General features: G+C 61.7%; 29 protein-coding genes. 28 read left to right on the top strand and 1 reads right to left on the bottom strand.

Annotated features, from left to right (window positions below; all coding sequences use genetic code 11):
• Positions 1 to 81: 81 nt before the first annotated feature.
• From FDP28_RS04565 to FDP28_RS20740, 7 genes are all read left to right on the top strand, one after another.
• On the top strand, positions 82 to 3,981 hold the full coding sequence (locus FDP28_RS04565; RefSeq protein ID WP_144659412.1) for a DNA-directed RNA polymerase subunit beta': 3,900 nt from the start codon (positions 82 to 84) through the stop codon (positions 3,979 to 3,981).
• Between the two features lie 423 nt (positions 3,982 to 4,404).
• The gene (gene rpsL, locus FDP28_RS04570) at positions 4,405 to 4,779 is read left to right on the top strand and encodes a 30S ribosomal protein S12 (protein ID WP_009358312.1); all 375 of its coding nucleotides are present in this window, start codon (positions 4,405 to 4,407) and stop codon (positions 4,777 to 4,779) included.
• A gap of 1 nt (position 4,780) precedes the next feature.
• Positions 4,781 to 5,251: a 30S ribosomal protein S7 gene (rpsG, locus tag FDP28_RS04575; protein WP_003803829.1), complete on the top strand. Its 471-nt coding sequence runs from the start codon at positions 4,781 to 4,783 to the stop codon at positions 5,249 to 5,251.
• Between the two features lie 69 nt (positions 5,252 to 5,320).
• Positions 5,321 to 7,435: an elongation factor G gene (gene fusA, locus FDP28_RS04580; protein WP_144659413.1), complete on the top strand. Its 2,115-nt coding sequence runs from the start codon at positions 5,321 to 5,323 to the stop codon at positions 7,433 to 7,435.
• A gap of 231 nt (positions 7,436 to 7,666) precedes the next feature.
• A complete protein-coding gene (gene tuf / locus FDP28_RS04585) occupies positions 7,667 to 8,857 on the top strand; it encodes an elongation factor Tu (RefSeq protein WP_144659414.1) in 1,191 nt (396 codons plus the stop codon).
• Between the two features lie 600 nt (positions 8,858 to 9,457).
• Complete coding sequence (locus tag FDP28_RS04590; protein WP_313955640.1) at positions 9,458 to 13,246, top strand: hypothetical protein; 3,789 nt, start codon at positions 9,458 to 9,460, stop codon at positions 13,244 to 13,246.
• A gap of 28 nt (positions 13,247 to 13,274) precedes the next feature.
• Entirely contained in the window at positions 13,275 to 13,400 is a 126-nt protein-coding gene (locus tag FDP28_RS20740) for a hypothetical protein (RefSeq protein WP_260842332.1), read from the top strand.
• A gap of 57 nt (positions 13,401 to 13,457) precedes the next feature.
• On the opposite strand, the gene FDP28_RS04595 is transcribed toward FDP28_RS20740, so the two are convergent.
• On the bottom strand, positions 13,458 to 14,891 hold the full coding sequence (locus tag FDP28_RS04595; RefSeq protein ID WP_144659416.1) for a GH1 family beta-glucosidase: 1,434 nt from the start codon (positions 14,889 to 14,891) through the stop codon (positions 13,458 to 13,460).
• Between the two features lie 383 nt (positions 14,892 to 15,274).
• Here FDP28_RS04595 and rpsJ point away from each other — a divergent pair, with 383 nt between their 5' ends.
• The 21 genes from rpsJ (at position 15,275) to secY (ending at position 26,570) form a co-directional block, all read left to right on the top strand.
• Positions 15,275 to 15,583, top strand: coding sequence for a 30S ribosomal protein S10 (rpsJ, locus tag FDP28_RS04600; RefSeq protein WP_003803825.1), 309 nt, complete (start codon positions 15,275 to 15,277; stop codon positions 15,581 to 15,583).
• 17 nt (positions 15,584 to 15,600) lie between these two features.
• On the top strand, positions 15,601 to 16,251 hold the full coding sequence (gene rplC / locus FDP28_RS04605) for a 50S ribosomal protein L3 (RefSeq protein ID WP_144659417.1): 651 nt from the start codon (positions 15,601 to 15,603) through the stop codon (positions 16,249 to 16,251).
• A gap of 4 nt (positions 16,252 to 16,255) precedes the next feature.
• Positions 16,256 to 16,873, top strand: a complete 618-nt coding sequence (gene rplD, locus FDP28_RS04610) for a 50S ribosomal protein L4 (protein ID WP_144659418.1) — start codon at positions 16,256 to 16,258, stop codon at positions 16,871 to 16,873.
• On the top strand, positions 16,870 to 17,175 hold the full coding sequence (rplW, locus tag FDP28_RS04615; protein ID WP_011775593.1) for a 50S ribosomal protein L23: 306 nt from the start codon (positions 16,870 to 16,872) through the stop codon (positions 17,173 to 17,175). The genes rplD and rplW overlap by 4 nt, the downstream gene beginning before the upstream one ends.
• Positions 17,176 to 17,204: 29 nt before the next feature.
• Positions 17,205 to 18,044 (top strand): 50S ribosomal protein L2, encoded by an 840-nt coding sequence (gene rplB / locus FDP28_RS04620; protein ID WP_021472409.1) that lies wholly within the window; start codon positions 17,205 to 17,207, stop codon positions 18,042 to 18,044.
• Between the two features lie 12 nt (positions 18,045 to 18,056).
• Positions 18,057 to 18,338 (top strand): 30S ribosomal protein S19, encoded by a 282-nt coding sequence (gene rpsS, locus FDP28_RS04625; protein ID WP_011775591.1) that lies wholly within the window; start codon positions 18,057 to 18,059, stop codon positions 18,336 to 18,338.
• A gap of 39 nt (positions 18,339 to 18,377) precedes the next feature.
• The gene (rplV, locus tag FDP28_RS04630) at positions 18,378 to 18,743 is read left to right on the top strand and encodes a 50S ribosomal protein L22 (RefSeq protein ID WP_018776683.1); all 366 of its coding nucleotides are present in this window, start codon (positions 18,378 to 18,380) and stop codon (positions 18,741 to 18,743) included.
• The gene (gene rpsC, locus FDP28_RS04635; protein WP_011775589.1) at positions 18,744 to 19,565 is read left to right on the top strand and encodes a 30S ribosomal protein S3; all 822 of its coding nucleotides are present in this window, start codon (positions 18,744 to 18,746) and stop codon (positions 19,563 to 19,565) included.
• Complete coding sequence (gene rplP / locus FDP28_RS04640) at positions 19,566 to 19,982, top strand: 50S ribosomal protein L16 (protein WP_076801229.1); 417 nt, start codon at positions 19,566 to 19,568, stop codon at positions 19,980 to 19,982. It begins immediately after the preceding gene.
• A gap of 2 nt (positions 19,983 to 19,984) precedes the next feature.
• Positions 19,985 to 20,305 carry a 50S ribosomal protein L29 gene (rpmC, locus tag FDP28_RS04645; protein WP_014922387.1) on the top strand — a complete coding sequence of 107 codons (321 nt, stop codon included), beginning with the start codon at positions 19,985 to 19,987 and terminating at the stop codon, positions 20,303 to 20,305.
• Positions 20,302 to 20,598: a 30S ribosomal protein S17 gene (gene rpsQ, locus FDP28_RS04650; RefSeq protein WP_144659419.1), complete on the top strand. Its 297-nt coding sequence runs from the start codon at positions 20,302 to 20,304 to the stop codon at positions 20,596 to 20,598. The genes rpmC and rpsQ overlap by 4 nt, the downstream gene beginning before the upstream one ends.
• Before the next feature lie 353 nt (positions 20,599 to 20,951).
• Positions 20,952 to 21,320: a 50S ribosomal protein L14 gene (gene rplN, locus FDP28_RS04655; protein WP_003803789.1), complete on the top strand. Its 369-nt coding sequence runs from the start codon at positions 20,952 to 20,954 to the stop codon at positions 21,318 to 21,320.
• A gap of 3 nt (positions 21,321 to 21,323) precedes the next feature.
• A complete protein-coding gene (rplX, locus tag FDP28_RS04660; RefSeq protein WP_144659420.1) occupies positions 21,324 to 21,683 on the top strand; it encodes a 50S ribosomal protein L24 in 360 nt (119 codons plus the stop codon).
• Positions 21,683 to 22,261, top strand: coding sequence for a 50S ribosomal protein L5 (rplE, locus tag FDP28_RS04665; protein WP_144659421.1), 579 nt, complete (start codon positions 21,683 to 21,685; stop codon positions 22,259 to 22,261). The genes rplX and rplE overlap by 1 nt, the downstream gene beginning before the upstream one ends.
• A 78-nt stretch (positions 22,262 to 22,339) precedes the next feature.
• On the top strand, positions 22,340 to 22,738 hold the full coding sequence (gene rpsH / locus FDP28_RS04670) for a 30S ribosomal protein S8 (RefSeq protein WP_003803767.1): 399 nt from the start codon (positions 22,340 to 22,342) through the stop codon (positions 22,736 to 22,738).
• Positions 22,739 to 22,756: 18 nt separating this feature from the next.
• Complete coding sequence (gene rplF / locus FDP28_RS04675) at positions 22,757 to 23,293, top strand: 50S ribosomal protein L6 (protein WP_144659422.1); 537 nt, start codon at positions 22,757 to 22,759, stop codon at positions 23,291 to 23,293.
• 3 nt (positions 23,294 to 23,296) lie between these two features.
• Entirely contained in the window at positions 23,297 to 23,680 is a 384-nt protein-coding gene (gene rplR, locus FDP28_RS04680) for a 50S ribosomal protein L18 (protein ID WP_144659423.1), read from the top strand.
• 29 nt (positions 23,681 to 23,709) lie between these two features.
• Positions 23,710 to 24,381 (top strand): 30S ribosomal protein S5, encoded by a 672-nt coding sequence (gene rpsE, locus FDP28_RS04685; protein WP_186313505.1) that lies wholly within the window; start codon positions 23,710 to 23,712, stop codon positions 24,379 to 24,381.
• A gap of 2 nt (positions 24,382 to 24,383) precedes the next feature.
• Complete coding sequence (gene rpmD / locus FDP28_RS04690; RefSeq protein WP_144659425.1) at positions 24,384 to 24,590, top strand: 50S ribosomal protein L30; 207 nt, start codon at positions 24,384 to 24,386, stop codon at positions 24,588 to 24,590.
• Positions 24,590 to 25,072, top strand: a complete 483-nt coding sequence (rplO, locus tag FDP28_RS04695) for a 50S ribosomal protein L15 (RefSeq protein ID WP_144659426.1) — start codon at positions 24,590 to 24,592, stop codon at positions 25,070 to 25,072. The genes rpmD and rplO overlap by 1 nt, the downstream gene beginning before the upstream one ends.
• 187 nt (positions 25,073 to 25,259) lie before the next feature.
• Complete coding sequence (secY, locus tag FDP28_RS04700) at positions 25,260 to 26,570, top strand: preprotein translocase subunit SecY (protein ID WP_144659427.1); 1,311 nt, start codon at positions 25,260 to 25,262, stop codon at positions 26,568 to 26,570.
• Positions 26,571 to 26,575 lie beyond the last annotated feature (5 nt).

Consider the following 26,575-nt stretch of genomic DNA (forward strand, 5'->3'; position numbering starts at 1 on the left):
CAACCACTGTCCGCCGGATCAGCTCCCTCTTCCCGTAACCAAGACTTCAGAATTTAGAGAACAAGAGAGAACAGGGACCATATGTCCAGCGAATCCTCCTTCGGCCTCATGCAGATCGGCCTCGCCACCGCGGAAGACATCCGTGGCTGGTCTTACGGTGAGGTCAAGAAGCCGGAAACCATCAACTACCGCACGCTCAAGCCCGAGAAGGACGGCCTCTTCTGCGAGAAGATCTTCGGCCCGTCCCGCGACTGGGAATGCTACTGCGGCAAGTACAAGCGCGTGCGCTTCAAGGGCATCATTTGCGAGCGTTGTGGCGTTGAAGTCACCCGCGCCAAGGTGCGCCGTGAGCGCATGGGCCACATCGAGCTGGCTGCGCCTGTAACCCACATCTGGTACTTCAAGGGCGTTCCTTCGCGCTTGGGCTACCTTTTGGACCTGGCACCGAAGGACCTTGAGAAGGTCATCTACTTCGCTGCCTACATGATCACCAGCGTTGACACCGAAAGCCGTCACGCCGAACTGCCGAACCTCCAGGTTGAGCACGACCTCGAGAAGAAGCAGATGATCGACAACCGCGACAGCGACATCGCCACGATCGCCCGCGACCTTGAAGACGAGCTTGCCCGTCTTGAAGGCGAAGGTGCCAAGGCTGCCGACAAGAAGAAGGCCCGCGACTCCGCAGACCGCCAGATGGCGAACGTCCGCAAGCGTGCCGACGCCGACATCGAGCGCCTCGAGCAGGTCTGGGACCGCTTCAAGAACCTCAAGGTCGCTGACCTTGAAGGTGACGAAGGCCTTTACCGCGAACTGCGCGACCGCTACGGTCTGTACTTCGAGGGCTCCATGGGTGCCGAGGCCATCAAGAAGCGCCTCGAAACCTTCGACATGCAGGCTGAGGCCGAGGCCCTGCGCGACACCATCCAGAACGGCAAGGGCCAGCGCAAGACGCGTGCCCTGAAGCGCCTGAAGGTTGTCAACGCATTCCTGACCACCAACAACAGCCCGCTGGGCATGGTCCTCGACGCCGTCCCGGTGATCCCGCCGGAACTGCGCCCGATGGTCCAGCTCGATGGTGGCCGCTTCGCGACCTCCGACCTCAACGACCTCTACCGTCGTGTGATCAACCGCAACAACCGCCTCAAGCGCCTGCTTGACCTCGGTGCTCCGGAGATCATCGTCAACAACGAGAAGCGCATGCTTCAGGAAGCTGTTGACAGCCTCTTCGACAACGGTCGTCGTGGCCGCCCCGTCACCGGTCCGGGCAACCGTCCGCTGAAGTCCCTGAGCGACATGCTCAAGGGCAAGCAGGGTCGTTTCCGCCAGAACCTGCTCGGCAAGCGCGTTGACTACTCCGGCCGTTCGGTCATCGTTGTCGGCCCGCAGCTGAAGCTGCACCAGTGTGGTCTGCCCAAGCAGATGGCCCTGGAGCTCTTCAAGCCGTTCGTGATGAAGCGCCTGGTTGACCTCAACCACGCCCAGAACATCAAGTCGGCAAAGCGCATGGTCGAGCGCTACCGTCCGCAGGTCTGGGACGTGCTGGAAGAGATCATCACCGAACACCCGGTGCTGCTCAACCGTGCACCTACCCTGCACCGCCTCGGCATCCAGGCCTTCGAACCGCAGCTTGTGGAAGGCAAGGCAATCCAGCTTCACCCGCTGGTTTGTGGCGCCTTCAACGCTGACTTCGATGGCGACCAGATGGCAGTCCACCTGCCGCTGAGCCCGGAAGCCCAGGCCGAAGCACGCATCCTGATGCTGTCCTCGAACAACATCCTGAAGCCGTCCGATGGCCGTCCGGTGACCCTGCCTTCGCAGGATATGATCATCGGTCTGTACCACCTGACCACCAAGCGCGTCGGTTCCGCCGGCGAAGGCCGCATCTTCTCCTCGGTTTCGGAAGCGATCATGGCGTACGACGCCCGTGAGCTGCACCTGAACTCCCAGGTCAAGATCCGCCTGGACGACTTCGTGCCGTTCGCGGGTTGGGAAGCCCCGGAAGGTTGGGAGCCCGGTCAGCCGGCTCTCGTCGAAACCTCCCTCGGCCAGGTCATCTTCAACCAGACCCTGCCTGAGGACTACCCCTGGGTTGAGGCTGTTGCGGACAAGGGCGAACTGTCCCGGATCGTCAACGACCTCGCAGAGCGCTACCCGAAGGTTGTTACGGCGGCAACGCTGGACAACTTGAAGGACGCCGGCTTCTACTGGGCCACCCGTTCGGGTGTCACGGTTGCCATCTCGGACATCGAGGTTCCGTCCTCCAAGCCGGGCATCCTTGCCGGTTACGAGGGCATGGCCGCCAAGATCCAGGGCCAGTACGACAAGGGCCTGATCGACGACGACGAGCGTCGCCAGGAACTGATCGAGATCTGGAACAAGGCAACCAACGAGATCGCCCAGGCGATGCGCGACAGCCTGTCCCCGATGAACACCATCAACCGCATGGTGTCCTCCGGTGCACGTGGTAACTGGATGCAGGTCCGCCAGATCGCGGGTATCCGTGGTCTTGTGGCCAACCCGAAGGGTGAGATCATCCCGCGTCCGATCAAGTCCTCCTACCGTGAGGGCCTGTCGGTGCTGGAATACTTCATCGCCACGCACGGTGCCCGTAAGGGTCTGGCCGACACCGCCCTGCGTACCGCCAACTCGGGTTACCTGACCCGTCGTCTGGTGGACGTTTCGCAGGACGTCATCGTCCGTGAAGAGGACTGTGGCACCGAGCGCGGTCTGGTCACCCCGATCGCCGTGCCGGATTCCAACGGTGAGCTCGTCCTGGACGAGAACGTCGAGAACAGCGCCTACGCACGTACGCTGGCTGTCGACGTCGTCGATGCCCAGGGCAACGTCCTGGCTCCGGCCGGTACCGACTGCGGCGACGTCGTCATCGACCAGCTGCTGGCTGCAGGCATTACCGAGGTCAAGGTCCGCTCCGTACTCACCTGTGAGTCCAAGGTCGGCACCTGTGCACTGTGCTACGGCCGTTCGCTGGCCACCGGCAAGACCGTGGACATCGGCGAGGCCGTGGGCATCATCGCCGCACAGTCCATCGGTGAGCCCGGTACCCAGCTGACCATGCGTACGTTCCACACCGGTGGTGCTGTTTCTGCCGGTGGTGGCGACGACATCACCCAGGGTCTGCCCCGTATCCAGGAGCTCTTCGAAGCCCGTACTCCGAAGGGTGTCGCACCGATTGCTGAAGCAGCCGGCCGCATCACCATCGAAGAGTCCGAGCGCCAGATGCGCCTGGTGATCACTCCGGACGATGGTTCCGAAGAGATCGCCTACCCGGTACTGCGCCGTTCACGCCTTCTCATCGAAGATGGCGAGCACGTCAGCGTCGGCCAGAAGCTGATCAACGGTCCGGTGGACCCGAAGCAGGTTCTGCGCATCATGGGGCCGCGTGCGGCACAGAAGTTCCTCGTGGACGAAGTGCAGGGTGTGTACCGCAGCCAGGGTATTGGTATCCATGACAAGCACGTCGAGGTTATCGTCCGCCAGATGCTGCGCCGCGTGACCGTCATCGAGTCCGGCGACTCCGACCTGCTCCCCGGTGAGCTGGCAGAGCGCGCCCGCTTTGAGGACGAGAACCGTCGCGTCGTATCCGAGGGCAAGGCACCGGCTTCCGGCCGTCCGGAACTCATGGGTATCACCAAGGCTTCCTTGGCTACCGAGTCCTGGCTGTCGGCCGCTTCCTTCCAGGAGACCACCCGCGTCCTGACGCAGGCGGCCATGGAAGGCAAGAGCGATCCTCTGCTCGGCCTGAAGGAAAACGTCATCATCGGTAAGCTCATCCCGGCTGGTACGGGCTTGCCCCGCTACACGGAAGTCACTGTGGAGCCGACGGAAGAAGCAAAGGCAAGCCTGTTCACGGGCCCCAGCGCTTTCACCGACTTCTCCTATGACGCCCTGGGTGGCGACGGCGCTCCCGAGTTCCACGCCATCCCGCTGGATGACTACGATCTCGGCAACGACTTCCGCTGATCCGTTCGGCAGTAGTCACGTCAGTGACAACCGGGTCCCGTACTCCTTTGTGGGTGCGGGGCCCGGTTCGTTAACGGCAGGATGCGTCCCGGGTCGCCGGGGGAGGAGGACGACGGCGGCAGCTGCCTTCCGCCGTCGTCCTCCATACACCCGATTAAGGCTCCAGATCAAGCCGTGCTAGACTTTTGGTAATTGTTCTGTGTGGCAGTGGATGAAGGCCGCCGCAGCATCATTTTGGTTTTGTTCTCATGGTGCTGGGTGGAGCCTGTTTCCGGGTTGCGGGCAACATGCGCAACGAATGCCGCACTTTTGCACGCCTACCGGAGTTTTCGGCCGGCTGCACGAGCAACGCCAAAGTTCCCACGTTTACACAGGCTGGCGCCCGTGTGTGGGGGCAGAGATCAAACAACGGAGAACACGAAAGTGCCTACGATTAACCAGCTGGTCCGCAAGGGCCGCACGCCGAAGGTCTCCAAGACCAAGGCTCCCGCGCTGAAGGGCAGCCCGATGCGTCGCGGTGTTTGCACCCGCGTTTACACCACCACCCCCAAGAAGCCGAACTCGGCCCTTCGTAAGGTGGCACGTGTGCGCCTCAACGGTGGCGTGGAAGTTACCGCTTACATCCCCGGTGTTGGCCACAACCTCCAGGAGCACTCCATCGTGCTCGTTCGTGGTGGTCGTGTGAAGGACCTCCCGGGTGTCCGCTACAAGATTGTCCGTGGCGCACTCGACACCCAGGGTGTCAAGAACCGCAAGCAGGCCCGCAGCCGTTACGGCGCAAAGATGGAGAAGAAGTAATATGCCTCGCAAGGGTCCGGCCCCGAAGCGGCCGCTAGTTTCCGATCCCGTTTACGGCTCCCCGTTGGTCACGCAGCTGATCAACAAGGTTCTGGTTGACGGCAAGAAGTCCACCGCAGAGCGCATCGTTTACGGCGCCCTCGAAGGTGCACGTGCCAAGTCCGGCGGCGACCCCGTTGCCGCCCTCAAGAAGGCCATGGACAACGTCAAGCCTTCCCTCGAGGTGCGTTCACGCCGCGTTGGTGGCGCCACCTACCAGGTTCCGGTTGAGGTCAAGCCGGGCCGCTCCACCGCCCTCGCTCTGCGTTGGCTCGTGGGCTACTCCAAGGCCCGCCGGGAGAAGACCATGACCGAGCGCCTCCAGAACGAAATCCTGGATGCCTCGAACGGTCTCGGTGCCGCTGTCAAGCGTCGCGAAGACACCCACAAGATGGCCGAGTCGAACAAGGCCTTCGCACACTACCGCTGGTAAAACTTCCCGAACGCCGCCGGCTCCACCGAGCCGGCGGCGGACGTGTAGTCCATCCGAAAGGGAGACCCCGTGGCACAGGACGTGCTTACCGACCTTAACAAGGTCCGCAATATCGGCATCATGGCCCACATCGATGCCGGCAAGACCACCACTACCGAGCGCATCCTGTTCTACACGGGTGTGAACCACAAGATCGGCGAGACGCACGACGGCGCCTCGACGACCGACTGGATGGAACAGGAAAAGGAACGCGGCATCACTATCACGTCTGCCGCCGTGACTTGCTTCTGGAACCAGAACCAGATCAACATCATCGACACCCCGGGCCACGTGGACTTCACGGTCGAGGTTGAGCGCTCCCTGCGCGTCCTCGACGGCGCAGTCGCAGTGTTCGACGGCAAGGAAGGCGTGGAGCCGCAGTCCGAGACTGTTTGGCGCCAGGCTGACAAGTACAACGTTCCGCGTATCTGCTTCGTCAACAAGATGGACAAGCTGGGTGCCGACTTCTACTTCACCGTAGACACCATCATTTCCCGCCTTGGTGCCAAGCCGCTGGTCATGCAGCTGCCGATCGGTGCCGAGAACGACTTCATCGGTGTGGTTGACCTCCTCGAAATGCGCGCCCTGGTTTGGCCTGGCGACGCAAAGGGTGACGTCACCATGGGCGCTTCCTACGAAGTGCAGGAAATCCCGGCGGACCTCCAGGCCAAGGCCGAGGAGTACCGTGCACAGCTCGTTGAGACTGTGGCCGAGGCTTCCGAAGAACTCATGGAGAAGTACCTCGAAGGTGAAGAACTCACCCTTGAGGAACTCAAGGCCGGCATCCGCAAGATGACCATCAACTCCGAGCTGTACCCCGTGTTCTGTGGCTCTGCCTTCAAGAACCGCGGTGTCCAGCCGATGCTTGACGCTGTTGTCGACTTCCTGCCGAACCCGCTCGACGTCCCGCCGATGATCGGTCACGATCCCCGCGACGAAGAGAAGGAACTCACCCGTAAGCCTTCTGCTGACGAGCCGTTCTCGGCCCTCGCCTTCAAGATTGCTGCGCACCCGTTCTTCGGTCAGCTGACGTTCGTCCGCGTGTACTCCGGTCACGTTGAGGCCGGCGCCCAGGTGGTCAACTCCACCAAGGGCAAGAAGGAACGTATCGGCAAGCTGTTCCAGATGCACGCCAACAAGGAAATGCCCGTTGAGGGCGCTACCGCCGGCCACATCTACGCAGCCATCGGTCTGAAGGACACCACCACGGGCGACACCCTGTGCGATGCCAACAACCAGATCGTCCTCGAGTCCATGAGCTTCCCGGAGCCCGTGATCTCGGTTGCCATCGAGCCCAACACCAAGGGTGACCAGGAGAAGCTCTCCACGGCCATCCAGAAGCTCTCCGCTGAGGACCCGACCTTCCAGGTCTCCCTCAACGAAGACACGGGCCAGACCATCATCGCCGGCATGGGCGAGCTCCACCTGGACATCCTGGTGGACCGCATGCGCCGCGAATTCAAGGTCGAGGCAAACGTCGGCAAGCCGCAGGTTGCTTACCGCGAAACCATCAAGCGCGCAGTCGAGCGTCATGACTACACGCACAAGAAGCAGACCGGTGGTTCGGGTCAGTTCGCAAAGATCCAGATTGCGATCGAACCGATGGACACCGCTTCGGGCGAGCTGTACGAGTTCGAGAACAAGGTCACTGGTGGCCGCGTTCCGCGCGAATACATCCCGTCTGTCGACGCCGGTATCCAGGATGCACTGAACGACGGCGTCCTGGCCGGTTACCCGGTTGTCGGCATCAAGGCCACGCTGATCGACGGCGCGTCCCACGATGTTGACTCCTCGGAAATGGCGTTCAAGATCGCCGGCCGTATGGCTTTCAAGGAAGCTGCACGCAAGGCGAACCCTGTTCTGCTTGAACCGCTGATGGATGTTGAGGTCCGCACACCTGAGGAATACATGGGTGATGTTATTGGTGACCTGAACGCCCGCCGTGGCCAGATGCAGTCCATGGAAGACGCAGCAGGTGTGAAGGTTATCCGTGCACACGTTCCGCTGTCCGGCATGTTCGGCTACATCGGTGACCTGCGGTCCAAGACCCAGGGTCGCGCTGTGTACTCCATGACGTTCAACAGCTACGCGGAGGTCCCGAAGGCAGTAGCCGACGAGATCATCCAGAAAACCCGCGGCGAGTAATCTCCCGGTAACGGATGCAATTCCGGTATCGGGAAGGCATCTAAGCGCATGAGGCGGGGCTGTGGCGAGAGCTGCAGCCCGGCCCCTGCGCAAACAGACTCGAGGAACTATCATTGGTTCCTGAATCTGCAATTTCATCAAAACCAAGCCCCCAAGTAGACTTGCTAAAGTTTCTGCCGCGAAAAGCGCGGCCGAGGAGCACTTCACTTGAAATCGTTCTAGGAGGAACCTGTGGCAAAGGCAAAGTTCGAGCGGACTAAGCCGCACGTCAACATCGGCACCATTGGTCACGTTGACCACGGTAAGACGACGCTGACTGCCGCCATTTCCAAGGTGCTGTACGACCAGTACCCGGATCTCAACGAGCAGCGCGACTTCGCGTCGATCGACTCCGCTCCGGAAGAGCGCCAGCGCGGTATTACCATCAACATCTCCCACGTGGAGTACCAGACCGAGAAGCGCCACTACGCACACGTAGACGCCCCGGGTCACGCTGACTACATCAAGAACATGATCACCGGTGCTGCCCAGATGGACGGCGCAATCCTCGTGGTTGCCGCAACCGATGGTCCGATGGCTCAGACCCGTGAGCACGTTCTGCTCGCCCGCCAGGTTGGTGTTCCCTACCTGCTGGTCGCACTGAACAAGTCCGACATGGTTGATGACGAAGAACTCCTCGACCTCGTCGAAATGGAAGTTCGTGAGCTCCTGAGCTCGCAGGGCTTCGATGGCGATGAGGCTCCGGTTGTTCGCGTTTCCGGCCTCAAGGCTCTGGAAGGCGACCCGGTTTGGGTCAAGTCCGTTCAGGACCTGATGGCAGCTGTCGACGAGTCCGTTCCGGACCCCGTACGTGACCGCGACAAGCCGTTCCTGATGCCGATCGAAGACGTCTTCACGATCACCGGTCGTGGCACCGTTGTTACGGGCCGCGCCGAGCGTGGAACCCTCGCCATCAACTCCGAGGTCGAGATCGTCGGCATCCGCCCGGTCCAGAAGACCACGGTTACCGGTATCGAGATGTTCCACAAGCAGCTCGACGAAGCATGGGCCGGCGAGAACTGTGGCCTCCTGCTCCGTGGTCTGAAGCGCGACGATGTCGAGCGTGGCCAGGTTGTCGTCAAGCCGGGTTCCATCACCCCGCACACCGACTTCGAGGCAAACGTCTACATCCTGTCCAAGGACGAAGGCGGACGTCACAACCCGTTCTACTCCAACTACCGCCCGCAGTTCTACTTCCGTACCACGGACGTAACCGGCGTTATCACCCTGCCGGAAGGCACGGAAATGGTTATGCCTGGCGACAACACTGAGATGACCGTTGCGCTCATCCAGCCGATCGCTATGGAAGAGGGCCTCGGCTTCGCTATCCGTGAAGGCGGCCGCACCGTTGGTTCGGGACGTGTCACCAAGATCATCAAGTAGTCATTGCTTGTAGATCGGTGATTTCCCGGCATAGCCGGTAGATTGCTCGGAAGAACCCCATCGCTTCTGCGGTGGGGTTCTTCTTTGCTATCATTTATCTATCGAATGGATAAAAACGCAACGCGGGGTCACTTATGGCCCTTTGGGAGACCCTTTATGGGCCATAAGTGACCCCGCGTTGTTTTGCTTTCTAGCTGGCTGATGCCCGACTGCCAGTAGCCCCGAGGAGTTGCCGTGAACGCCCTGCTGATTGTGATGCTGCTTGCCATAACTGCAGTTGTCAGTAACGCCCTGGGCCGCAGGCAGGGCCGCAAAACTCCGCTCAGGAACGCAGAAGGCTCTGGAACCCTGGATCCGCAGTCCTACCATGCGGGTTTCCTGGCGGGGCATATGGCCGGGTGGCGGGACGCGGAGGCCAAGCGCCAGGGGAGTGTCCCACCGCCGACGCAGCCACACCCGACGCAGTGGGCCCGCCCGGCTCCCATGCGCCCGGCTCCCGTTCAGCCAACACCTGCACGGCCAGCCCCACTACCGCCGGCTCCGCTCCCATCCGCTCCGCTCCCGTCCGCCCCGCTTCCGCCCGCCACAGTCGGTATTCCCGTGCAGGGTCCACCCGTCACACGGGAGTCACCGGCGGAGGTGGCAGCACGCAAGGCCAAGCGGGACCAGCAGAACATCAATATCACCCTCTACGTCGCCAGCCTCCTGCTGGTTGCCGCGGGGGCATTGTTCGTAGGGACCAGCCTCCCGGAGCTGTTGCGTTTCGTGGGGATCTGGTTCATCACGGCCCTGTTCTATGTGTCCGGACTGATCATTCATGCCAAGGTCCCGCGCTTGCGGGCCGCTGCCACGGCATTCGTGGGAACAGGACTCGCTCTCATTCCGGTCACCGGGCTGGCAATGTACAACTTTGCGCTCCACAGCGGGCCCGCCGCGTGGCTGGTCACGTCACTATTGGGAACCGCTGTGTATGCCTACACGGCGGTAAAGCTGGACAACAAGGTCCTGGCCTTCCTGTCGCTCAGCTTCGTAGTTTCCACCGCGTGGTCTGGTGTCTCCGTCCTTGGCGGGGCGTTGGTCTGGTATTTCACGGCGCTGATCGGAGTTGCCATACTCCTCACGCTGGCAGCATTGCTGCGGCCACGCTGGATGCCACCTTTGTACGTCCGCCCGTTGATGATGCTGCACCCGTATGTGGTTCCACTGGTTGGGTTGGCCGTAACGCTGACTCCGCACCTTCTGGCAAAGGGGGAGTACGCGCTGGTCATGCTGATGTGCGGCAGCTACTTCGCCGTCATGGGTGCCATCCCGCGGGCGCGCTATAGGGTCCAGCATGTCTATGCTGCGCGGCTTGCCTTAACGCTGGCTCTCACGGGCCTGGTCTGGGATATCTCTTCCGATATCAGCACAGTGCTCTTTGCCGTGGTTATCTGCCTGGGTGTCCAAGCCATGGGGATGGCCTTCGCCGGTGCGAGGTTTGCTCCCCGCCTCTGGTGGAACGATGCTTTGTCATGCTTGGCTCTGCAGTTGCTTTCCTCAGCCGTCCTGACGGTTGTGCTGGGGTTGGGCACATTTGACGTGCCTGTCCACCTTCCGTTGGCAGTGACCATGCTGACTGCGATGGTGTTGGGCTGGAAGCTGCGCCGCGGTGCGGAGTTTGCCCCTGCGGCTGTCCTTGGAGCGGCCTTGGCGCTCAGTGGATTGCTGGGTGCCTGGCCTGTCACGGTGCTCGTGGGCTCTGCTGCGGTGTTCTGGTTCTTGCTGGCGATGGTCAGGACGGACTATCGCCGGCAGCTTGTCCTTGTCGGACGGATCGCCCTGACGATCGCTGCTCCGGCCGCCGTGGCTGCCTTGTTCGAAGGCAGCCCGGACAGGGTGGCCTTCTCAGTGGTGGCGTTCGTGGCCGCGGCAGCGGTGCAGCAGTTGGTGAATGCGGTGCTGGCACGCAGCGGAACCCGGGTTCTGGCGCCGCAGTCTTCCGTTGCGGGGTTCGGCGCAGCTGCAATGGCGGGACTCCTCATGCTGCCGGTATTTGATGACACCCCAGGCCGCACGCTCGTCGCCATGGCGCTGCTGTGGGTCCTGGGTGCGGGGGTGGCATCGGGGATGTTGTTGTTCCGCGGTGCCCGCACTGTGCAACACGGACCGACTCCATGGAACCTGTCCGTGGGTGAAATCCTGGCTCCGTCGACTGCCTTGCTGACGGGAACCCTGGCGGTGGCGACCGTTTCGGTGGGCTTGGGAAACCTGGTTCTTGTGGTCGCCGTCGCCTACTTCTGCGCAACTGCCCTGAGGCTTGCCCATTCCTTCCGTCGGCAGCTGTATTGGTGGGTGGCTCGCGCGGCAGGCACCCTCCTGGCGGCATCAGCCTACGCCGATGCAACAGAGCATGGTTGGCGTGTCCTCCTGGCGGGCGAGCTGCCGACGGTCCCCTTGGTGCTCGTGTTTGCAGCTGCCCTGCAATTGGCGCTGCCCTTGCGCGGATCCAGCCGGCGCCGGTTCCCGGCGGAGTCGATGATCGACGCCGCCGCGGTGCTGGGAGTGATGGCCGCTGCCACGATTGTCCTCACAACGGGCGGCTGGGCGGTTCACCCTTTCCTGCACAACAGCTGGCAACCCGGCCTTGCCGCAGCGGCGACCGCCCTTGCCGCGATTCTGTGCGGTGTGGTCCTGCGCCGCCACCCTGGCGCGTGGCTCTTCGCCCCAATAGCGTGCACGCTTCTTCTTCTCCTTCGGATCGGTAATGTCCGGGACGTCGAAGTTCTGTTGGGCATCTTCGCCGCTTATGGCGCTTTCATGGCATGGACGGTTCGGGACCGGGTTCTTCGCGGCGGGTACCTGATCGGGGTCCGCGTACTGCTCACGGCTTTCACGGGATTGGTGGTCTTCGACTCCTCGGATTCAACGACCGCCGCGACCATCGCCTTGGCTGTGGTCCTGTTGGTGCAGCACGGAGTGACGTTGCTCCTGCGCTCGTTCAGCGTGGACATCGCTTTCCAGGGTGGCACCTTCGTGGCAACGTTGGGTGCCCAACTCCTCCTGCCGCTGGCCTACTTGGCCGTCGGGGATTACGACGGCGGTGGCCGTTGGGTGGTCCTGCTCGGCTTGGTCATCGTCCCGGCGTGTGCTGCTTTGGCTTCGCGTTTGTTGGGTGCGAGGGGTTTGCCCGGGATTCTCTGCGCATACCTTGGGGTCGTTGCGGTCATCGGGGGAGTGCTGGCAGCAGGTCCGGCGCTGCGCTTCCCGCCGGCCACCTGGCTCTATCAGCCCCTATTGGACAAGTCCCAGGTTCCCGTGGTTTTGCTGGGACTGGCTCTGGCGCTTGTTGTCGGCCGGGCCATGATCGCAGCCCGACCGGTCGGGACTGCAGGAGTGGACATCCTTGCGCGCTGGTTCTGGTTGGTTTCCTCGCTGGCCATGGTGGTCACCGGAGGACTGTTGGCCCTGGCTGTTTCCCCTGGACTCAGCGGTTTGTCCGCCCTTGTTCTTGCCCTCGTCCTGTTTGCGGCCTCGCACCTGGAACGCGTGCCTGCCCTGTACGCATCGGCGGCTCCGTCCCTGCTGCTTGGTGCGGTACCCGCCGTCGGGGGCTTGCTGGAGGGCCTGCCGCCCGGCGTCTGGACGGCCTATGCCCCTTGGCTTGTGGGTGCCGCGGGCTCCGCTGTGCTCCTTTACGCCGTGAAGGTGTTTGGTGGCCCGGCCATCCGAGGCGAACTCTGGCGGCAGTGGGCCCTGGCTGCCACGGCGGCTGTGGCTCTCGCGTTGTCGGCCGTTGTCGGAATGGGGCGTGATGAAACATCCTTGGCCGCTTTCGGGCTCGTGTCCGCGCTGGGCGTGCTGGTGGTGGCTGAGGTTCCACAGGGCAAATGGCTTGCCGGCGAAGTGGCGGCGTTGGCCTCCGTTGCCGCACTGCAACGGGCGGTCCTGTTCGTGGACGGGGCCAGGCCGGACTGGTTCTGGACAATGCAGTGGTACGTGGCAGCAGCTGCTGTTATGGCAGGGCTGCGCTACATCAAGGTTCAGCGCAGGGACGGCCTGTGGCGGCTATGCCTGGGAGCAGGGATACTGTCGTTTACATCGCTCGCGACCATCTTTGGCGGTACAACGGCGCAGCAACTGTATGTTCTGGTGGCCCACGTGCTGCTGCTTGCGGCGGGTCTTGTCGTAGCTGATCGCCTGCCGGTGGTTTGGGGTGCCGGCGGCGTGGTGCTGAGCATCATGTGGGCCCTCCGCAGCTACGCCTTCGCGATGCTGGCGCTGGTTGCGGTGGCACTTATCGTCCTCGCGGTCTGGCGCTTGAACCGCAAGCCGCCCGGTCCCGCAGATCCGTCCGGTAGTGGGGGCGCGGACCAGCCTGCGGCCTCGCAGGGCCACGGCGGCATCCGATAGGCTGGCAGTTCAAGGAGAGGAGCGCGGCATGGAATTCCTGATTTTCCTGGCAGTCATAGCTGGTGTTGGTGGTGCGGTGCTGTGGGGACGCAAGAACTTCCGGCAAGAGATCGACAGGGCCAAGCGCATCCGCCGGGCGAACAAGAACCAGTAGCTTCCTGTGTCAGCCAGACGATCCGGCCAACCAGAGCAGCAATTTAACCTGCCTGCGCTACATCCCGTGTCGTCGTGCATGGGCCAAAGCGCGGAACCAGTAGAACGACTCCTTCGGGGTCCGCTCCAACGTCTCGAAGTCCACATGGACCAGGCCGAACCGCTGCGAGTAGCCCGCGGCCCACTCAAAGTTGTCCAGCAGGGTCCAGACGTAGTAGCCGCGCAGATCCACCCCTTCCGCCACGCCGCCCGGGCCGGCTGCCGTGACGGCGTGTCCCAAGTGCTCAGCCAGATAGGTGATGCGGTTGGTGTCCTGGATGGCCCCGTCCACGTGGGCCGGCTCCGGAAAGCTGGCGCCGCCCTCCGTGATGTACACAGGGGGCAGGGCAGAGCCATACCGCTCGTTCATTTCCTGGAGCACCGTGGCGAGCTGCTCAGGTGCCTCGGGCCAGCCGAAGCCTGTGGTTTCGTATTCCTGGTAGGCAGCCAGGTGGAACGGAACGTTGCCCATCTCTTCTGCCTGCCCTGTGGGTATCTCGGCAGGCCCGCGTCCGGAAGCCACTTTGATGGGGTAGTAGTAATTCAGTCCATAGAAATCCAGGGGCTGGCTGATGGTCTCAAGATCGCCGTCGAGTACCGGACCCAGGGAGCGGAACCAGGGCCACAGAGGAAGTGACGGCTTGGGGTATTGGCCCAAGAGGACTGCATCGGCGTAGATGCGGTTCAGTATCATGTCCAGTGCCTCGGCCATCAGTCGGTCCGACAGGCGGCTGCTCGCTGGCCGCACCGGGGAGTGCATGTTGGACAGCCCGATCTGTCCTTTGACACCTTCTGCCCTGAGGGCCTTGACGGCCAGCCCATGGCCCAACAACTGGTGATGTGCGGCAGGGAGGCAGTCAAACAGGAGTTGGCGGCCAGGGGCGTGGGCCCCAAGTGCGTAGCCTTGCAGGGTCACTGAAACGGGTTCGTTCACCGTGACCCAGTGCTCGACGCGGTCCCCGAAGTGACGGGCGGCAATCGCGGCATAGTCTGCGAGCCGCTGGGAGGTGTCCCGGTTCATCCAGCCGCCCGCATGCTCAAGGGGGAGCGGGGTATCCCAGTGGTAAAGAGTGACCATGGGGGAGATGCCCGCCGCCAGGAGCTTGTCCAGCAGGCGGTCGTAGAAGTCCAGGCCCCGCTGGTTGACGGCACCTTGGCCATCCGGCTGGATGCGTGGCCAGGAAAGCGAGAGGCGGTAGGAGTCCACGCCCAGCTCCTGCATCAGGGCGATGTCCTCGTCGGCGCGGTTGTAGTGGTCGCACGCGACCGCGGGGGAGCCGCCGTCGACTATTGCTCCTGGCTTTTCCGCGAACGCATCCCAACCGGAGGGGCCGCGGCCGTCGGCCGTGAGGGAACCTTCGATCTGGAAGGCGGCCGCTGCGACGCCCAGCGTGAAACCCGGCCGCAAGCGTGCAGCGAGATCTTCCACTGAGCCTGAATCCCGGACGGACATGCCACCATCATCCCCACTTGGCGGGGGCCGGGCAATGGACATTCCGGGCCCGATTGGCCTTTGCTCCGGATTTCCGCCATACTGGATGAGTTGTTCAAGTGCTTCTTCGTGTCCCGATCCGGATAATGCCGGGTGTCAGGGTCCAGGTTGAAGCCCAAACATAACCCTGAACCCCATGGAATGCGGTCGAGTCTGCGTGGAAATCGCGACACGCCCGACCGCGGGGGTCGGTGCGCCGGCAGGTTGAGGAACCCGGAATTTCCGGATTCAGCTTGTGCGGCGTGTGGTGGTAATACCTCAAACGCCTCGGCGGCCACATCAACAGGTAAGTAAACAGAGCAGCCCTAACTAGAGCAGCACTAGCTGAAAGAGAGTCAGGCGACATGGCGGGACAAAAAATCCGCATCCGGCTGAAGTCATATGACCACGAGGTCATTGATGTTTCAGCGCGGAAGATCGTTGAGACGGTCACGCGCGCAGGCGCAACGGTAGTCGGCCCGGTGCCGCTGCCCACGGAGAAGAACGTTTACTGCGTTATTCGCTCTCCTCACAAGTACAAGGACAGCCGTGAGCACTTCGAAATGCGTACTCACAAGCGTCTGATCGACATCATCGACCCCACGCCGAAGGCCGTTGACTCGCTTATGCGTCTCGACCTGCCTGCAGACGTGAACATCGAAATCAAGCTCTAGGGAGGTGCTGAGAGACTATGACCGCAACCCGTAACGTAAAGGGCCTGCTGGGCACGAAGCTCGGCATGACCCAGGTCTGGGACGAGAACAACAAGCTCATCCCGGTAACTGTCGTCCAGGCTGACTCCAACGTCATCACGCAGCTGCGCAACGCAGACGTCGATGGCTATGTCGCCGTCCAGATCGGCTACGGCCAGATCGACCCCCGCAAGGTCACCAAGCCGCTGGCTGGTCACTTTGAAAAGGCTGGCGTTACCCCTCGCCGCCACGTCGTCGAACTGCGTACCGCAGACGCCGCATCCTACGAGCTGGGCCAGGAGCTCTCTGTTGAGATCTTCGAAGCCGGCCAGAAGATCGACGTCGTCGGCACCTCCAAGGGTAAGGGCTTCGCCGGTGTTATGAAGCGTCACGGCTTCTCCGGTGTTGGCGCCTCCCACGGTGCCCACAAGAACCACCGTAAGCCTGGCTCCATCGGTGGCGCATCCACCCCGAGCCGCGTCTTCAAGGGCCTGAAAATGGCCGGCCGCATGGGCGCCGAGCGTCACACCACGCTGAACCTCACGGTTCACGCTGTTGACGTTGAGAAGTCGCTGCTCCTTATCAAGGGTGCCGTCCCCGGCGCCCGCGGCCAGGTCGTACTCGTACGTTCCGCCGTGAAGGGAGCCTAGTTCAATGACTAGCACTGTCAAGGTAGACCTGCCTGCAGAGATCTTCGACGTCCAGACCAACGTGCCGCTGCTGCACCAGGTCGTCGTCGCACAGCTCGCTGCTGCACGCCAGGGTACCCACAAGACGAAGACCCGCGCTGAGGTTTCCGGTGCAGGTCGCAAGCCGTTCAAGCAGAAGGGCACCGGCCGCGCCCGTCAGGGTTCCATCCGTGCTCCTCACATGACCGGCGGTGGCATCGTCCACGGTCCCACCCCGCGCGACTACACCCAGCGCACCCCCAAGAAGATGAAGGCTGCTGCTCTCCGCGGTGCCCTCTCTGACCGCGCCCGCAACGGCCGCATCCACGTCATCGCTGAACTGGTCGCCGGCACCAAGCCGTCCGCCAAGGACGCACTGGCTTCGCTGCGCTCCGTCACCGAGCGCAAGAACCTGCTCGTCGTTATCGAGCGCGCCAACGATGTTGCTGCACTGTCCGTGCGCAACCTCCAGGATGTTCACGTTCTGTACGCAGACCAGCTGAACACCTACGACGTGCTCATCTCCGACGACGTGGTCTTCACCAAGGCTGCTTTCGAGGCGTTCGTCGCTGACAAGGCAAAGAACGAGGAGGCCTCCAAGTGAGCGTAACCACCATCAAGGATCCGCGCGACGTCGTGCTTGCACCCGTCGTTTCGGAAAAGAGCTACGGTCTGATCGACGAAGGCAAGTACACCTTCCTGGTGGACCCTCGCTCGAACAAGACCGAGATCAAGCTGGCCGTTGAGAAGATCTTCTCGGTCAAAGTTGACTCGATCAACACCATCAACCGTGCCGGTAAGCGCAAGCGCACCAAATTCGGCTGGGGACAGCGCAAGAGCACCAAGCGTGCGATTGTCACCCTCAAAGAAGGCACAATCGACATCTTCGGCGGTCCGCTCGCGTAGCGGAGACCACTTTAACGAGGAAATAAATTATGGGAATCCGTAAATACAAGCCGACTACCCCGGGCCGCCGCGGCTCGAGCGTAGCCGACTTTGCTGAAATCACGCGATCGACTCCGGAAAAGTCGTTGCTGCGTCCGCTGCACAAGACCGGCGGCCGTAACAACACCGGTAAGATCACCACCCGTCACAAGGGTGGTGGGCACAAGCGCCAGTACCGTCTGATCGACTTCCGTCGTCACGACAAGGACGGCATCAACGCCCGCGTAGCCGAAATTGAGTACGATCCGAACCGTACGGCACGTATCGCTCTCCTGCACTACGTTGATGGCACCAAGCGTTACATCATCGCCCCCAACAAGCTGTCCCAGGGTGACTTCGTCGAGGCTGGCCCCGACGCTGACATCAAGCCGGGCAACAACCTGCCGCTGCGCAACATCCCGGTTGGTACCGTAATCCACGCAGTTGAACTGCGTCCGGGTGGCGGCGCCAAGATGGCCCGTTCCGCAGGTGCCTCGGTACAGCTCGTCGCAAAGGAAGGCCGTTTCGCCCAGCTGCGTCTGCCCTCCGGTGAAATCCGCAACGTTGACGTGCGCTGCCGCGCAACCGTCGGCGAGGTCGGCAACGCCGAGCAGTCGAACATCAACTGGGGCAAGGCCGGCCGTATGCGCTGGAAGGGCGTTCGCCCGACCGTCCGTGGTGTAGCCATGAACCCGGTTGACCACCCGCACGGTGGTGGTGAAGGTAAGACTTCCGGTGGACGTCACCCGGTTAACCCGAACGGCAAGCCCGAGGGCCGTACCCGCCGTCCGAACAAAGAGAGCGACAAGCTTATTGTTCGTCGCCGCCGTACTGGCAAGAACAAGCGATAGGAGCCTGGAGACATGCCACGCAGCCTGAAAAAAGGTCCTTTCGTTGACCAGCACCTCTTTGTGAAGGTCGCACGGGAAAACGATAAGGGCACCAAGAACGTCATCAAGACCTGGTCCCGTCGTTCGATGATCATCCCCGACATGCTCGGGCACACGATCGCCGTACACGACGGACGCAAGCACATCCCGGTGTTTGTCACTGAGTCGATGGTCGGGCACAAGCTCGGCGAATTCGCTCCCACGCGGACATTCCGCGGCCATGTTAAGGACGACCGTAAGGGCAAGCGCCGCTAAGGCGCCTGACTTTACGTCTTAGACGAGAGAAGGAAAGCAATGGAAGCCAAGGCTATTGCGCGTCACATCCGCGTAACGCCTATGAAGGCCCGGCGCGTCGTCAACCTTGTTCGTGGCAAGCAAGCGAATGAGGCTCTGGCAATTCTGAAGTTTGCCCCGCAGGCAGCTTCGGAGCCGGTATTCAAGGTACTTCAGTCGGCAATGGCCAACGCACGTGTCCTCGCGGACCGTGACGGCGTTGCATTCGACGACAGCGACCTGTTCATCAGCGAAGCATTCGTTGACGAAGGCCCGACCATGAAGCGGTTCCAGCCGCGTGCCCAGGGCCGCGCCTACCGCATCAGGAAGCGGACCAGCCACATCACTTTGGTCGTGGCAACCCCGGAGAAAGAGGAGGCTCGCTAAGTGGGACAGAAAGTAAACCCGCACGGGTTCCGACTCGGCATCACCACCGACCACGTTTCGCACTGGTTCGCTGACAGCACCAAGCCCGGACAGCGCTACAAGGACTTCGTCCGCGAGGACATCAAGATCCGCCAGCTCATGTCCACGGGCATGGAGCGCGCCGGCATCGCCAAGGTCGAGATCGAGCGCACCCGTGACCGTGTCCGCGTGGACATCCACACGGCACGCCCGGGTATCGTTATCGGCCGCCGCGGCGCCGAAGCAGACCGCATCCGCGGCGAGCTCGAAAAGCTCACCGGCAAGCAGGTCCAGCTGAACATCCTCGAGGTCAAGAACCCCGAGATGGAAGCACAGCTTGTTGCCCAGGGCATCGCTGAGCAGCTGACTTCCCGCGTGGCTTTCCGCCGTGCGATGAAGAAGGCAATGCAGTCCGCACAGCGCGCAGGTGCCAAGGGCATCCGTGTTGCTTGCTCGGGCCGTCTGGGTGGCGCAGAAATGTCCCGCTCGGAGTTCTACCGCGAAGGCCGTGTGCCCCTGCACACCCTCCGCGCGAACATCGACTACGGCTTCTACGAAGCCAAGACCACCTTCGGCCGCATCGGTGTGAAGGTCTGGATCTACAAGGGTGACGTAACCGCCAAGGAACTGGCCCAGCAGGCAGCTGCTGCTCCGTCCCGTGGCCGTGCAGGAGACCGTCCGGGCCGCCCGGGTGGCGACCGCCGTCGTCGTAACGACCGTCCGGCAGCTGAGGCAGCACCTGCTGCCGTTGAAGCACCGGCCGCTGAAGCTGCTGCTCCGGCAGCAGAAGGAGGACAGGCTTAAATGCTTATCCCACGTCGAGTCAAGCACCGTAAGCAGCACCACCCGGGTCGTTCCGGCGCTGCTACGGGCGGCACCAAGGTCAGCTTCGGTGAGTTCGGTATCCAGGCCCTGAGCCCGGCATACGTTACGAACCGTCAGATCGAGTCCGCTCGTATCGCGATGACCCGCCACATCAAGCGTGGCGGTAAGGTCTGGATCAACATCTACCCGGACCGTCCGCTGACGAAGAAGCCTGCTGAAACCCGTATGGGTTCCGGTAAGGGTTCTCCGGAATGGTGGGTCGCAAACGTCAAGCCGGGCCGGGTTCTCTTCGAACTCTCCGGTGTCAATGAAGAGGTAGCTCGCGAGGCCCTGCGCCTGGCAATCCACAAGCTGCCGTTGAAGGCACGCATTGTGCGTCGCGAAGGTGGTGAATAGAAATGGCAGTAGGGTCGAAGGATCTCGCACCCGCACAGCTGGACGGTTTCGACAACGAGCGTCTCGTTGAAGAACTCCGCAAGTCCAAGGAAGAGCTGTTCAACCTGCGTTTCCAGTCCGCCACCGGACAGCTGGAGAACCACGGTCGCCTGCGCGCGGTAAAGAAGGACATCGCACGCATCTACACCGTTCTCCGTGAGCGCGAGCTGGGCATTCGTGCCGAGGTTGCCGCACCGGTTGTGGAAGCCAAGGAAGAAAAGAAGTCCAAGAAGGCTGCCAAGGCTGAAAAGGCCGAGGTTGAAGCTGGAGAGGACGCCAAGTGAGCGAGAAGGAAAACGTGACGGAAGCAGCAGCCAGCGCTGAACAGCGCGGTTACCGTAAGACGCGTCGCGGCTACGTTGTCTCCGACAAGATGGAAAAGACCATCGTTGTCGAGGTTGAAGACCGCGTGAAGCACGCTCTGTACGGCAAGGTTATTCGCCGCACCTCGAAGATCAAGGCTCACGACGAGCAGAACACCGCCGGCATCGGCGACCTCGTTCTGATCGCCGAGACCCGCCCGCTGTCCGCTACCAAGCGGTTCCGCCTGGTGGAGATCCTCGAAAAGGCCAAGTAAATCCGACGCCGGGCCCGCCCGGCTTGGATTCACTGGAAAGGTCCGCATTCCCTACGGAATGCGGACCTTTCCGCGTTCCTGCCCGTTTCGGTCGAGGGCTCAAAACGTGCTAGGATATTGAGTTTGTATGGCGCCATTAGTGCGTCGTCAACCACCTCGTAAACAATCGTGCCGCTGCATACTGCCCCGCGCAGAGTTTTCTGCAAGGGAAGCTGATGCTCGTGGCACGGGCGTTTAGGCCTGTTCTGGCAAAATCCAGGCAGGTCAAGAGACACCCCGATCAACCGTTCCGCAAGGCTCATTCCGTATGCATGATTTCGGTCTGAGAACCGGCGCGACGCAAGGAGTAGAAATTGATTCAGCAGGAGTCGCGACTGAAGGTCGCCGACAACACGGGTGCTAAGGAAATCCTTACCATTCGCGTTCTCGGTGGATCCGGCCGTCGCTACGCAGGCATCGGTGACGTCATCGTCGCCACCGTCAAGGACGCTATCCCTGGCGGAAACGTAAAGAAGGGTGACGTCGTCAAGGCCGTCATCGTTCGTACCAAGAAGGAACGCCGCCGTGCGGATGGTTCCTACATCAAGTTTGACGAGAACGCAGCTGTGATCCTGAAGAACGACGGTGACCCCCGCGGTACCCGTATCTTCGGCCCGGTTGGTCGTGAACTTCGCGACAAGAAGTTCATGAAGATCGTTTCGCTGGCCCCGGAGGTGCTCTAGTCCATGGCTAAGATCAAGAAGGGTGACCTCGTTCAGGTCATCACCGGCGCCAAGCAGGAACGCGGCGGCGACCGCGGCAAGCAGGGCAAGGTCCTGCGCGTATTCCCCGACACCAACCGCGTGCTGGTAGAGGGAATCAACCGCGTCACCAAGCACACCAAGGTTGGACAGTCGCAGCGCGGCACCAAGACCGGCGGCATCGAGGTTGTTGAAGCCCCGATCCACGTCTCCAACGTTGCTCTGGTAGACCCGTCGACCAAGAAGCCGACCCGCGTTGGTTTCCGTCTCGACACCGTTGAGAAGGACGGCCGTACCAAGACCGTTCGCATCCGCGTGTCCAAGGCCACCGGGAAGGACATCTAATGACTGAGACTCTCGAGACTCCAGTGAAGATCGTTCCGCGTCTGAAGACGAAGTACGCAGAGACCATCAAGAAGTCGCTGCAGGACGAATTCAACTACGCGAACGTGAACCAGGTTCCCCGCCTGGTGAAGGTTGTAGTGAACATGGGTGTTGGAGATGCCGCCAAGGACTCCAAGCTGATCGACGGCGCTGTCCGCGACCTCACCCTGATCACCGGCCAGAAGCCGCAGGTAACCAAGGCCCGCAAGTCGATCGCACAGTTCAAGCTGCGCGAAGGCATGCCGATCGGTGCACACGCAACTCTGCGTGGCGACCGCATGTGGGAATTCGTGGATCGTCTGGTTTCGCTGGCCCTGCCGCGTATCCGTGACTTCCGCGGCCTCAACGGCAAGCAGTTCGACGGTAATGGCAACTACACCTTCGGTCTGACCGAGCAGGTTATGTTCCACGAAATCGACCAGGACTCCATCGACCGCGTTCGCGGTATGGACATCACGGTTGTAACCACCGCCAAGACCGACGACGAAGGCCGCGCGCTGCTCAAGGCGCTTGGTTTCCCGTTCAAGACCGAAAACTAACTACGTGACAGGTCCGTCCGCGCAGGTTCGTAAGAACACGCGCAGCGGAAACCGGTACGAGGAAGGGCTATAGCCCAAATGACTATGACAGATCCTGTCGCAGACATGCTCACGCGTCTGCGCAATGCAAACTCGGCATACCACGACTCCGTGTCCATGCCGTACAGCAAACTGAAGGCACGCGTTGCCGACATCCTCAAGGCTGAAGGCTTCATTGCCGGCTGGAAGGAAGAGGACGCAGAGGTTGGCAAGAAGCTGACCATCGACCTGAAGTTCGGTCCGAACCGCGAGCGTTCCATCGCTGGCGTCCGCCGCATCTCCAAGCCGGGTCTCCGCGTTTACGCGAAGTCCACCAACCTGCCTCACGTGCTGGGTGGCCTGGGTATCGCAATCCTGTCCACCTCTTCCGGCCTCCTGACTGACAAGCAGGCCGGTAAGAAGGGCGTGGGCGGCGAAGTCCTCGCGTACGTCTGGTAACGGGAAAGGAAGAGAATAATGTCACGTATTGGACGTCTCCCCATCACCGTTCCTGCCGGAGTTGAGGTCAAGCTCGATGGCTCCGTCATCAGCGTCAAGGGTTCCAAGGGCGAGCTGAGCCACACTGTTGCCAGCCCGATCGAGGTCTCCCTGGAAGAGAACACTCTCACGGTCACCCGCCCGAACGACGAGCGCAACTCGCGTTCGCTGCACGGCCTGACCCGCACCCTGATCGCCAACATGATCCAGGGCGTTACCGAGGGCTACGAGAAGAAGCTTGAAATCGTTGGTACCGGTTACCGCGTTCAGGCCAAGGGTTCTGACCTGGAGTTCGCTCTGGGCTTCAGCCACCCGGTCAACGTCTCTGCACCCGAAGGCATCACCTTCGTAGTAGAGGGTCCGACCAAGCTCTCTGTTGCGGGTATCAACAAGCAGCAGGTCGGCGAGGTTGCTGCCAACATTCGCAAGCTGCGCAAGCCCGACCCCTACAAGGGCAAGGGTGTCCGTTACGCCGGCGAAGTCATCCGCCGCAAGGTCGGAAAGGCTGGTAAGTAAACCATGGCCATCGCAATTAACAAGAAGCGTACGAACAAGAGCAAGTCGGCTGCACGCAACCGTCGCCAGCTTCGTATCCGCAAGCGCATCAGCGGCACGGCTGTACGTCCCCGTCTGGTCGTCAACCGTTCGGCACGCCACATCTTCGTCCAGGTTGTCGATGACAGCAAGGGTGTAACCGTGGCTTACGCTTCCACGTTGGAAGCTGACCTTCGCGCACTTGACGCAGACAAGACGGCCAAGGCCAAGCGCGTTGGCGAGCTCGTCGCAGAGCGCGCAAAGGCTGCAGGCGTCGAGGCTGTTGTCTTCGACCGTGGCGGTAACAAGTACCACGGCCGCATCGCCGCCGTCGCTGACGGTGCTCGCGAAGGTGGGCTGGCACTGTGACCGTTGAAAATAACGAAAAGGACATTCAGGTGACTGAAGCTGTAGCTGCTGAAGCAACTGAGACCGCACCCGCTACCGATGACCGCCGCGGCGGACGTCGTGGCGAGCGTGGCGACCGTGGCCAGGGCCGCGGCGACCGTGGTGGCCGTGGTGGCCGCGACGGCGGTCGTGAAGCCGAGAAGAGCCAGTTCGTAGAGCGCGTTGTCACCATCAACCGCGTTGCCAAGGTGGTCAAGGGTGGTCGTCGCTTCAGCTTCACCGCTCTGGTCGTCGTCGGTGACGGCAACGGTCTGGTCGGCGTTGGCTACGGCAAGGCCAAGGAAGTTCCCGCGGCTATCGCAAAGGGCGTAGAAGAGGCCAAGAAGTCCTTCTTCCGCGTTCCCCGCGTTGGCAACACCATCCCGCACCGCGTGCAGGGTGAGGCTGCTGCAGGCGTTGTCCTGCTGCGTCCGGCTTCCGCCGGTACCGGTGTTATCGCCGGTGGTCCGGTCCGCGCGGTATTGGAGTGCGTGGGTATCCACGACATCCTCTCCAAGTCGCTCGGTTCTTCCAACGCGATCAACATCGTTCACGCGACCGTTGACGCTCTGAAGCAGCTCGAAGAGCCCGCTTCCGTGGCTGCCCGTCGTGGCCTGCCGCTGGACGAGGTTGCTCCTGCTGCTCTGGTGCGCGCGCTCCAGAACCAGAAGGCAGGTGTTTAGTCATGGCTAAGAACCTGACTCCCTCCGACGCCAAGTTGGAGATCACCCAGATCAAGGGCGTCATCGGCGCCAAGCAGAACCAGATCGCTACCCTTCGGTCCCTCGGCCTGAAGCGCATCGGACACACCGTTGTCCGTACCGCTGACGCCGTGACCGTCGGTTACCTGAACACGGTTCCGCACCTCGTGAATGTAGAGGAGGCGAAGTAATGGCAGAGAACCAGACCGCCGCAGAGACTGCTGAGAAGCAGAACGCTCTGAAGGTCCACCACCTGCGTCCCGCCCCGGGTGCCAAGACCGCCAAGACCCGTGTTGGTCGTGGTGAAGGCTCCAAGGGTAAGACCGCTGGTCGCGGTACCAAGGGTACGAAGGCCCGCTACCAGGTAAAGGCTGGCTTTGCCGGCGGCCAGCTGCCGCTGCACATGCGCCTGCCGAAGCTGCGCGGCTTCAAGAACCCGTTCCGGGTTGAGTTCCAGGTTGTCAACCTGGAGAAGCTCAACGAGCTCTTCCCGGAAGGTGGCACTGTCACCGTTGAATCCCTGGTTGAAAAGGGCGCCGTTCGCAAGAACCAGCCCGTGAAGGTGCTCGGCACCGGCGACATCACCGTCAAGGTCGATGTCACGGCGCACGCCTTCTCTTCCAGCGCTTCGGAAAAGATCGCTGCAGCAGGCGGATCCACCACCACCCTCTAAGGGCGTGTGGGGCATCAGCCCGCTGTCATAAAGAATCCCGGTATGCGGGGCTTAGGCCCCGGATACCGGGTTTTTTTTCGTGGTTGTGGACTCTCGATTATTACGACGGCGTCACAAGCAGTTAGACTCGGTTGTTGGGTTTCATTGAGCCCGACCACATCCTTGTACTTTCTACTCAGGAGGACGCTTGCTAAGCGCATTCGGCCGGGCGTTTCGGACGCCTGATTTGCGACGCAAGTTGTTGTTCACGCTGGGAATCATCACAATCTTCCGCTTGGGAGCTTTCATCCCCTCGCCTGGTGTGAACTACCAGAATGTCCAGCAATGCTTGAACAACGGTGACACCTCGCAGGGCATTTACCAGTTGGTGAACTTGTTCAGCGGCGGCGCGTTGCTGCAGGTCTCGATCTTTGCCCTGGGCATCATGCCCTACATCACGGCGAGCATCATCGTGCAGTTGCTCCGGGTGGTTATTCCCCGGTTCCAGCAGCTCTACGAAGAGGGTTCCTCGGGACAGTCCAAGCTGACGCAGTACACCCGGTACCTCACCATCGCCCTTGGCCTGCTGAACGCCACCACTTTGGTGTCCCTGGCGCGGTCCGGGCAGCTGCTTCCCGGCTGTAACCTGCCGATCATCCCCGATGAGAGCATCATCACCACCCTCCTGATCATCATTACGCTGACGGCCGGCACCGGCCTGATCATGTGGATGGGTGAGCTCGTCACCGAGCGCGGTGTCGGCAACGGCATGTCCCTGCTGATCTTCACCTCCATCGCCGCCGGCTTCCCCCGCTCGCTGGGCTCCATCTGGGAGACCAAGGGCCCGGGCACCTTCTTCATCGTTTTGGCGATCGGCCTTCTCACCGTGGCCCTCGTGGTCTTCGTTGAGCAGTCGCAGCGCCGTGTTCCGGTGCAGTACGCCAAGCGCATGATCGGCCGCCGCACTGTTGGCGGTACCAGTACCTACATCCCCATCAAGGTGAACATGGCCGGCGTCGTGCCTGTCATCTTCGCTTCCTCCATGCTCTACCTGCCCGGCTTGATTTCGCAGTTCAACCAGCCGAAGCCAGGAGAGCAGATGGCTCCATGGGTTGAGTGGATCAACAACAACCTCACCCGTGGCGACCATCCCATTTACATGGCGCTTTACTTCGCCATGATTGTGTTCTTCACCTACTTCTATGTGGCCATCACCTTCAACCCTGAAGAAGTGTCGGACAACATGAAGAAGTACGGCGGGTTCATTCCGGGCATCCGGGCGGGTAAACCGACCGCGGACTACCTGCAGTACGTGCTCTCCAGGATTACTTTGCCTGGAGCCCTCTACCTGGGCTTCGTGGCGTTGATTCCGCTGGTTGCACTCGTCCTGATCAATGCCAACCAGAACTTCCCGTTCGGTGGCACGTCAATCCTGATCATGGTGGGTGTTGGCCTGGAGACCGTCAAGCAGATTGATGCGCAGCTACAACAACGTCACTACGAAGGGCTTTTGCGATGACGAGA

Origin of the sequence: Paenarthrobacter nicotinovorans, from assembly GCF_007670255.1 — a bacterium.
Lineage (GTDB): Bacteria > Actinomycetota > Actinomycetes > Actinomycetales > Micrococcaceae > Arthrobacter > Arthrobacter nicotinovorans_B.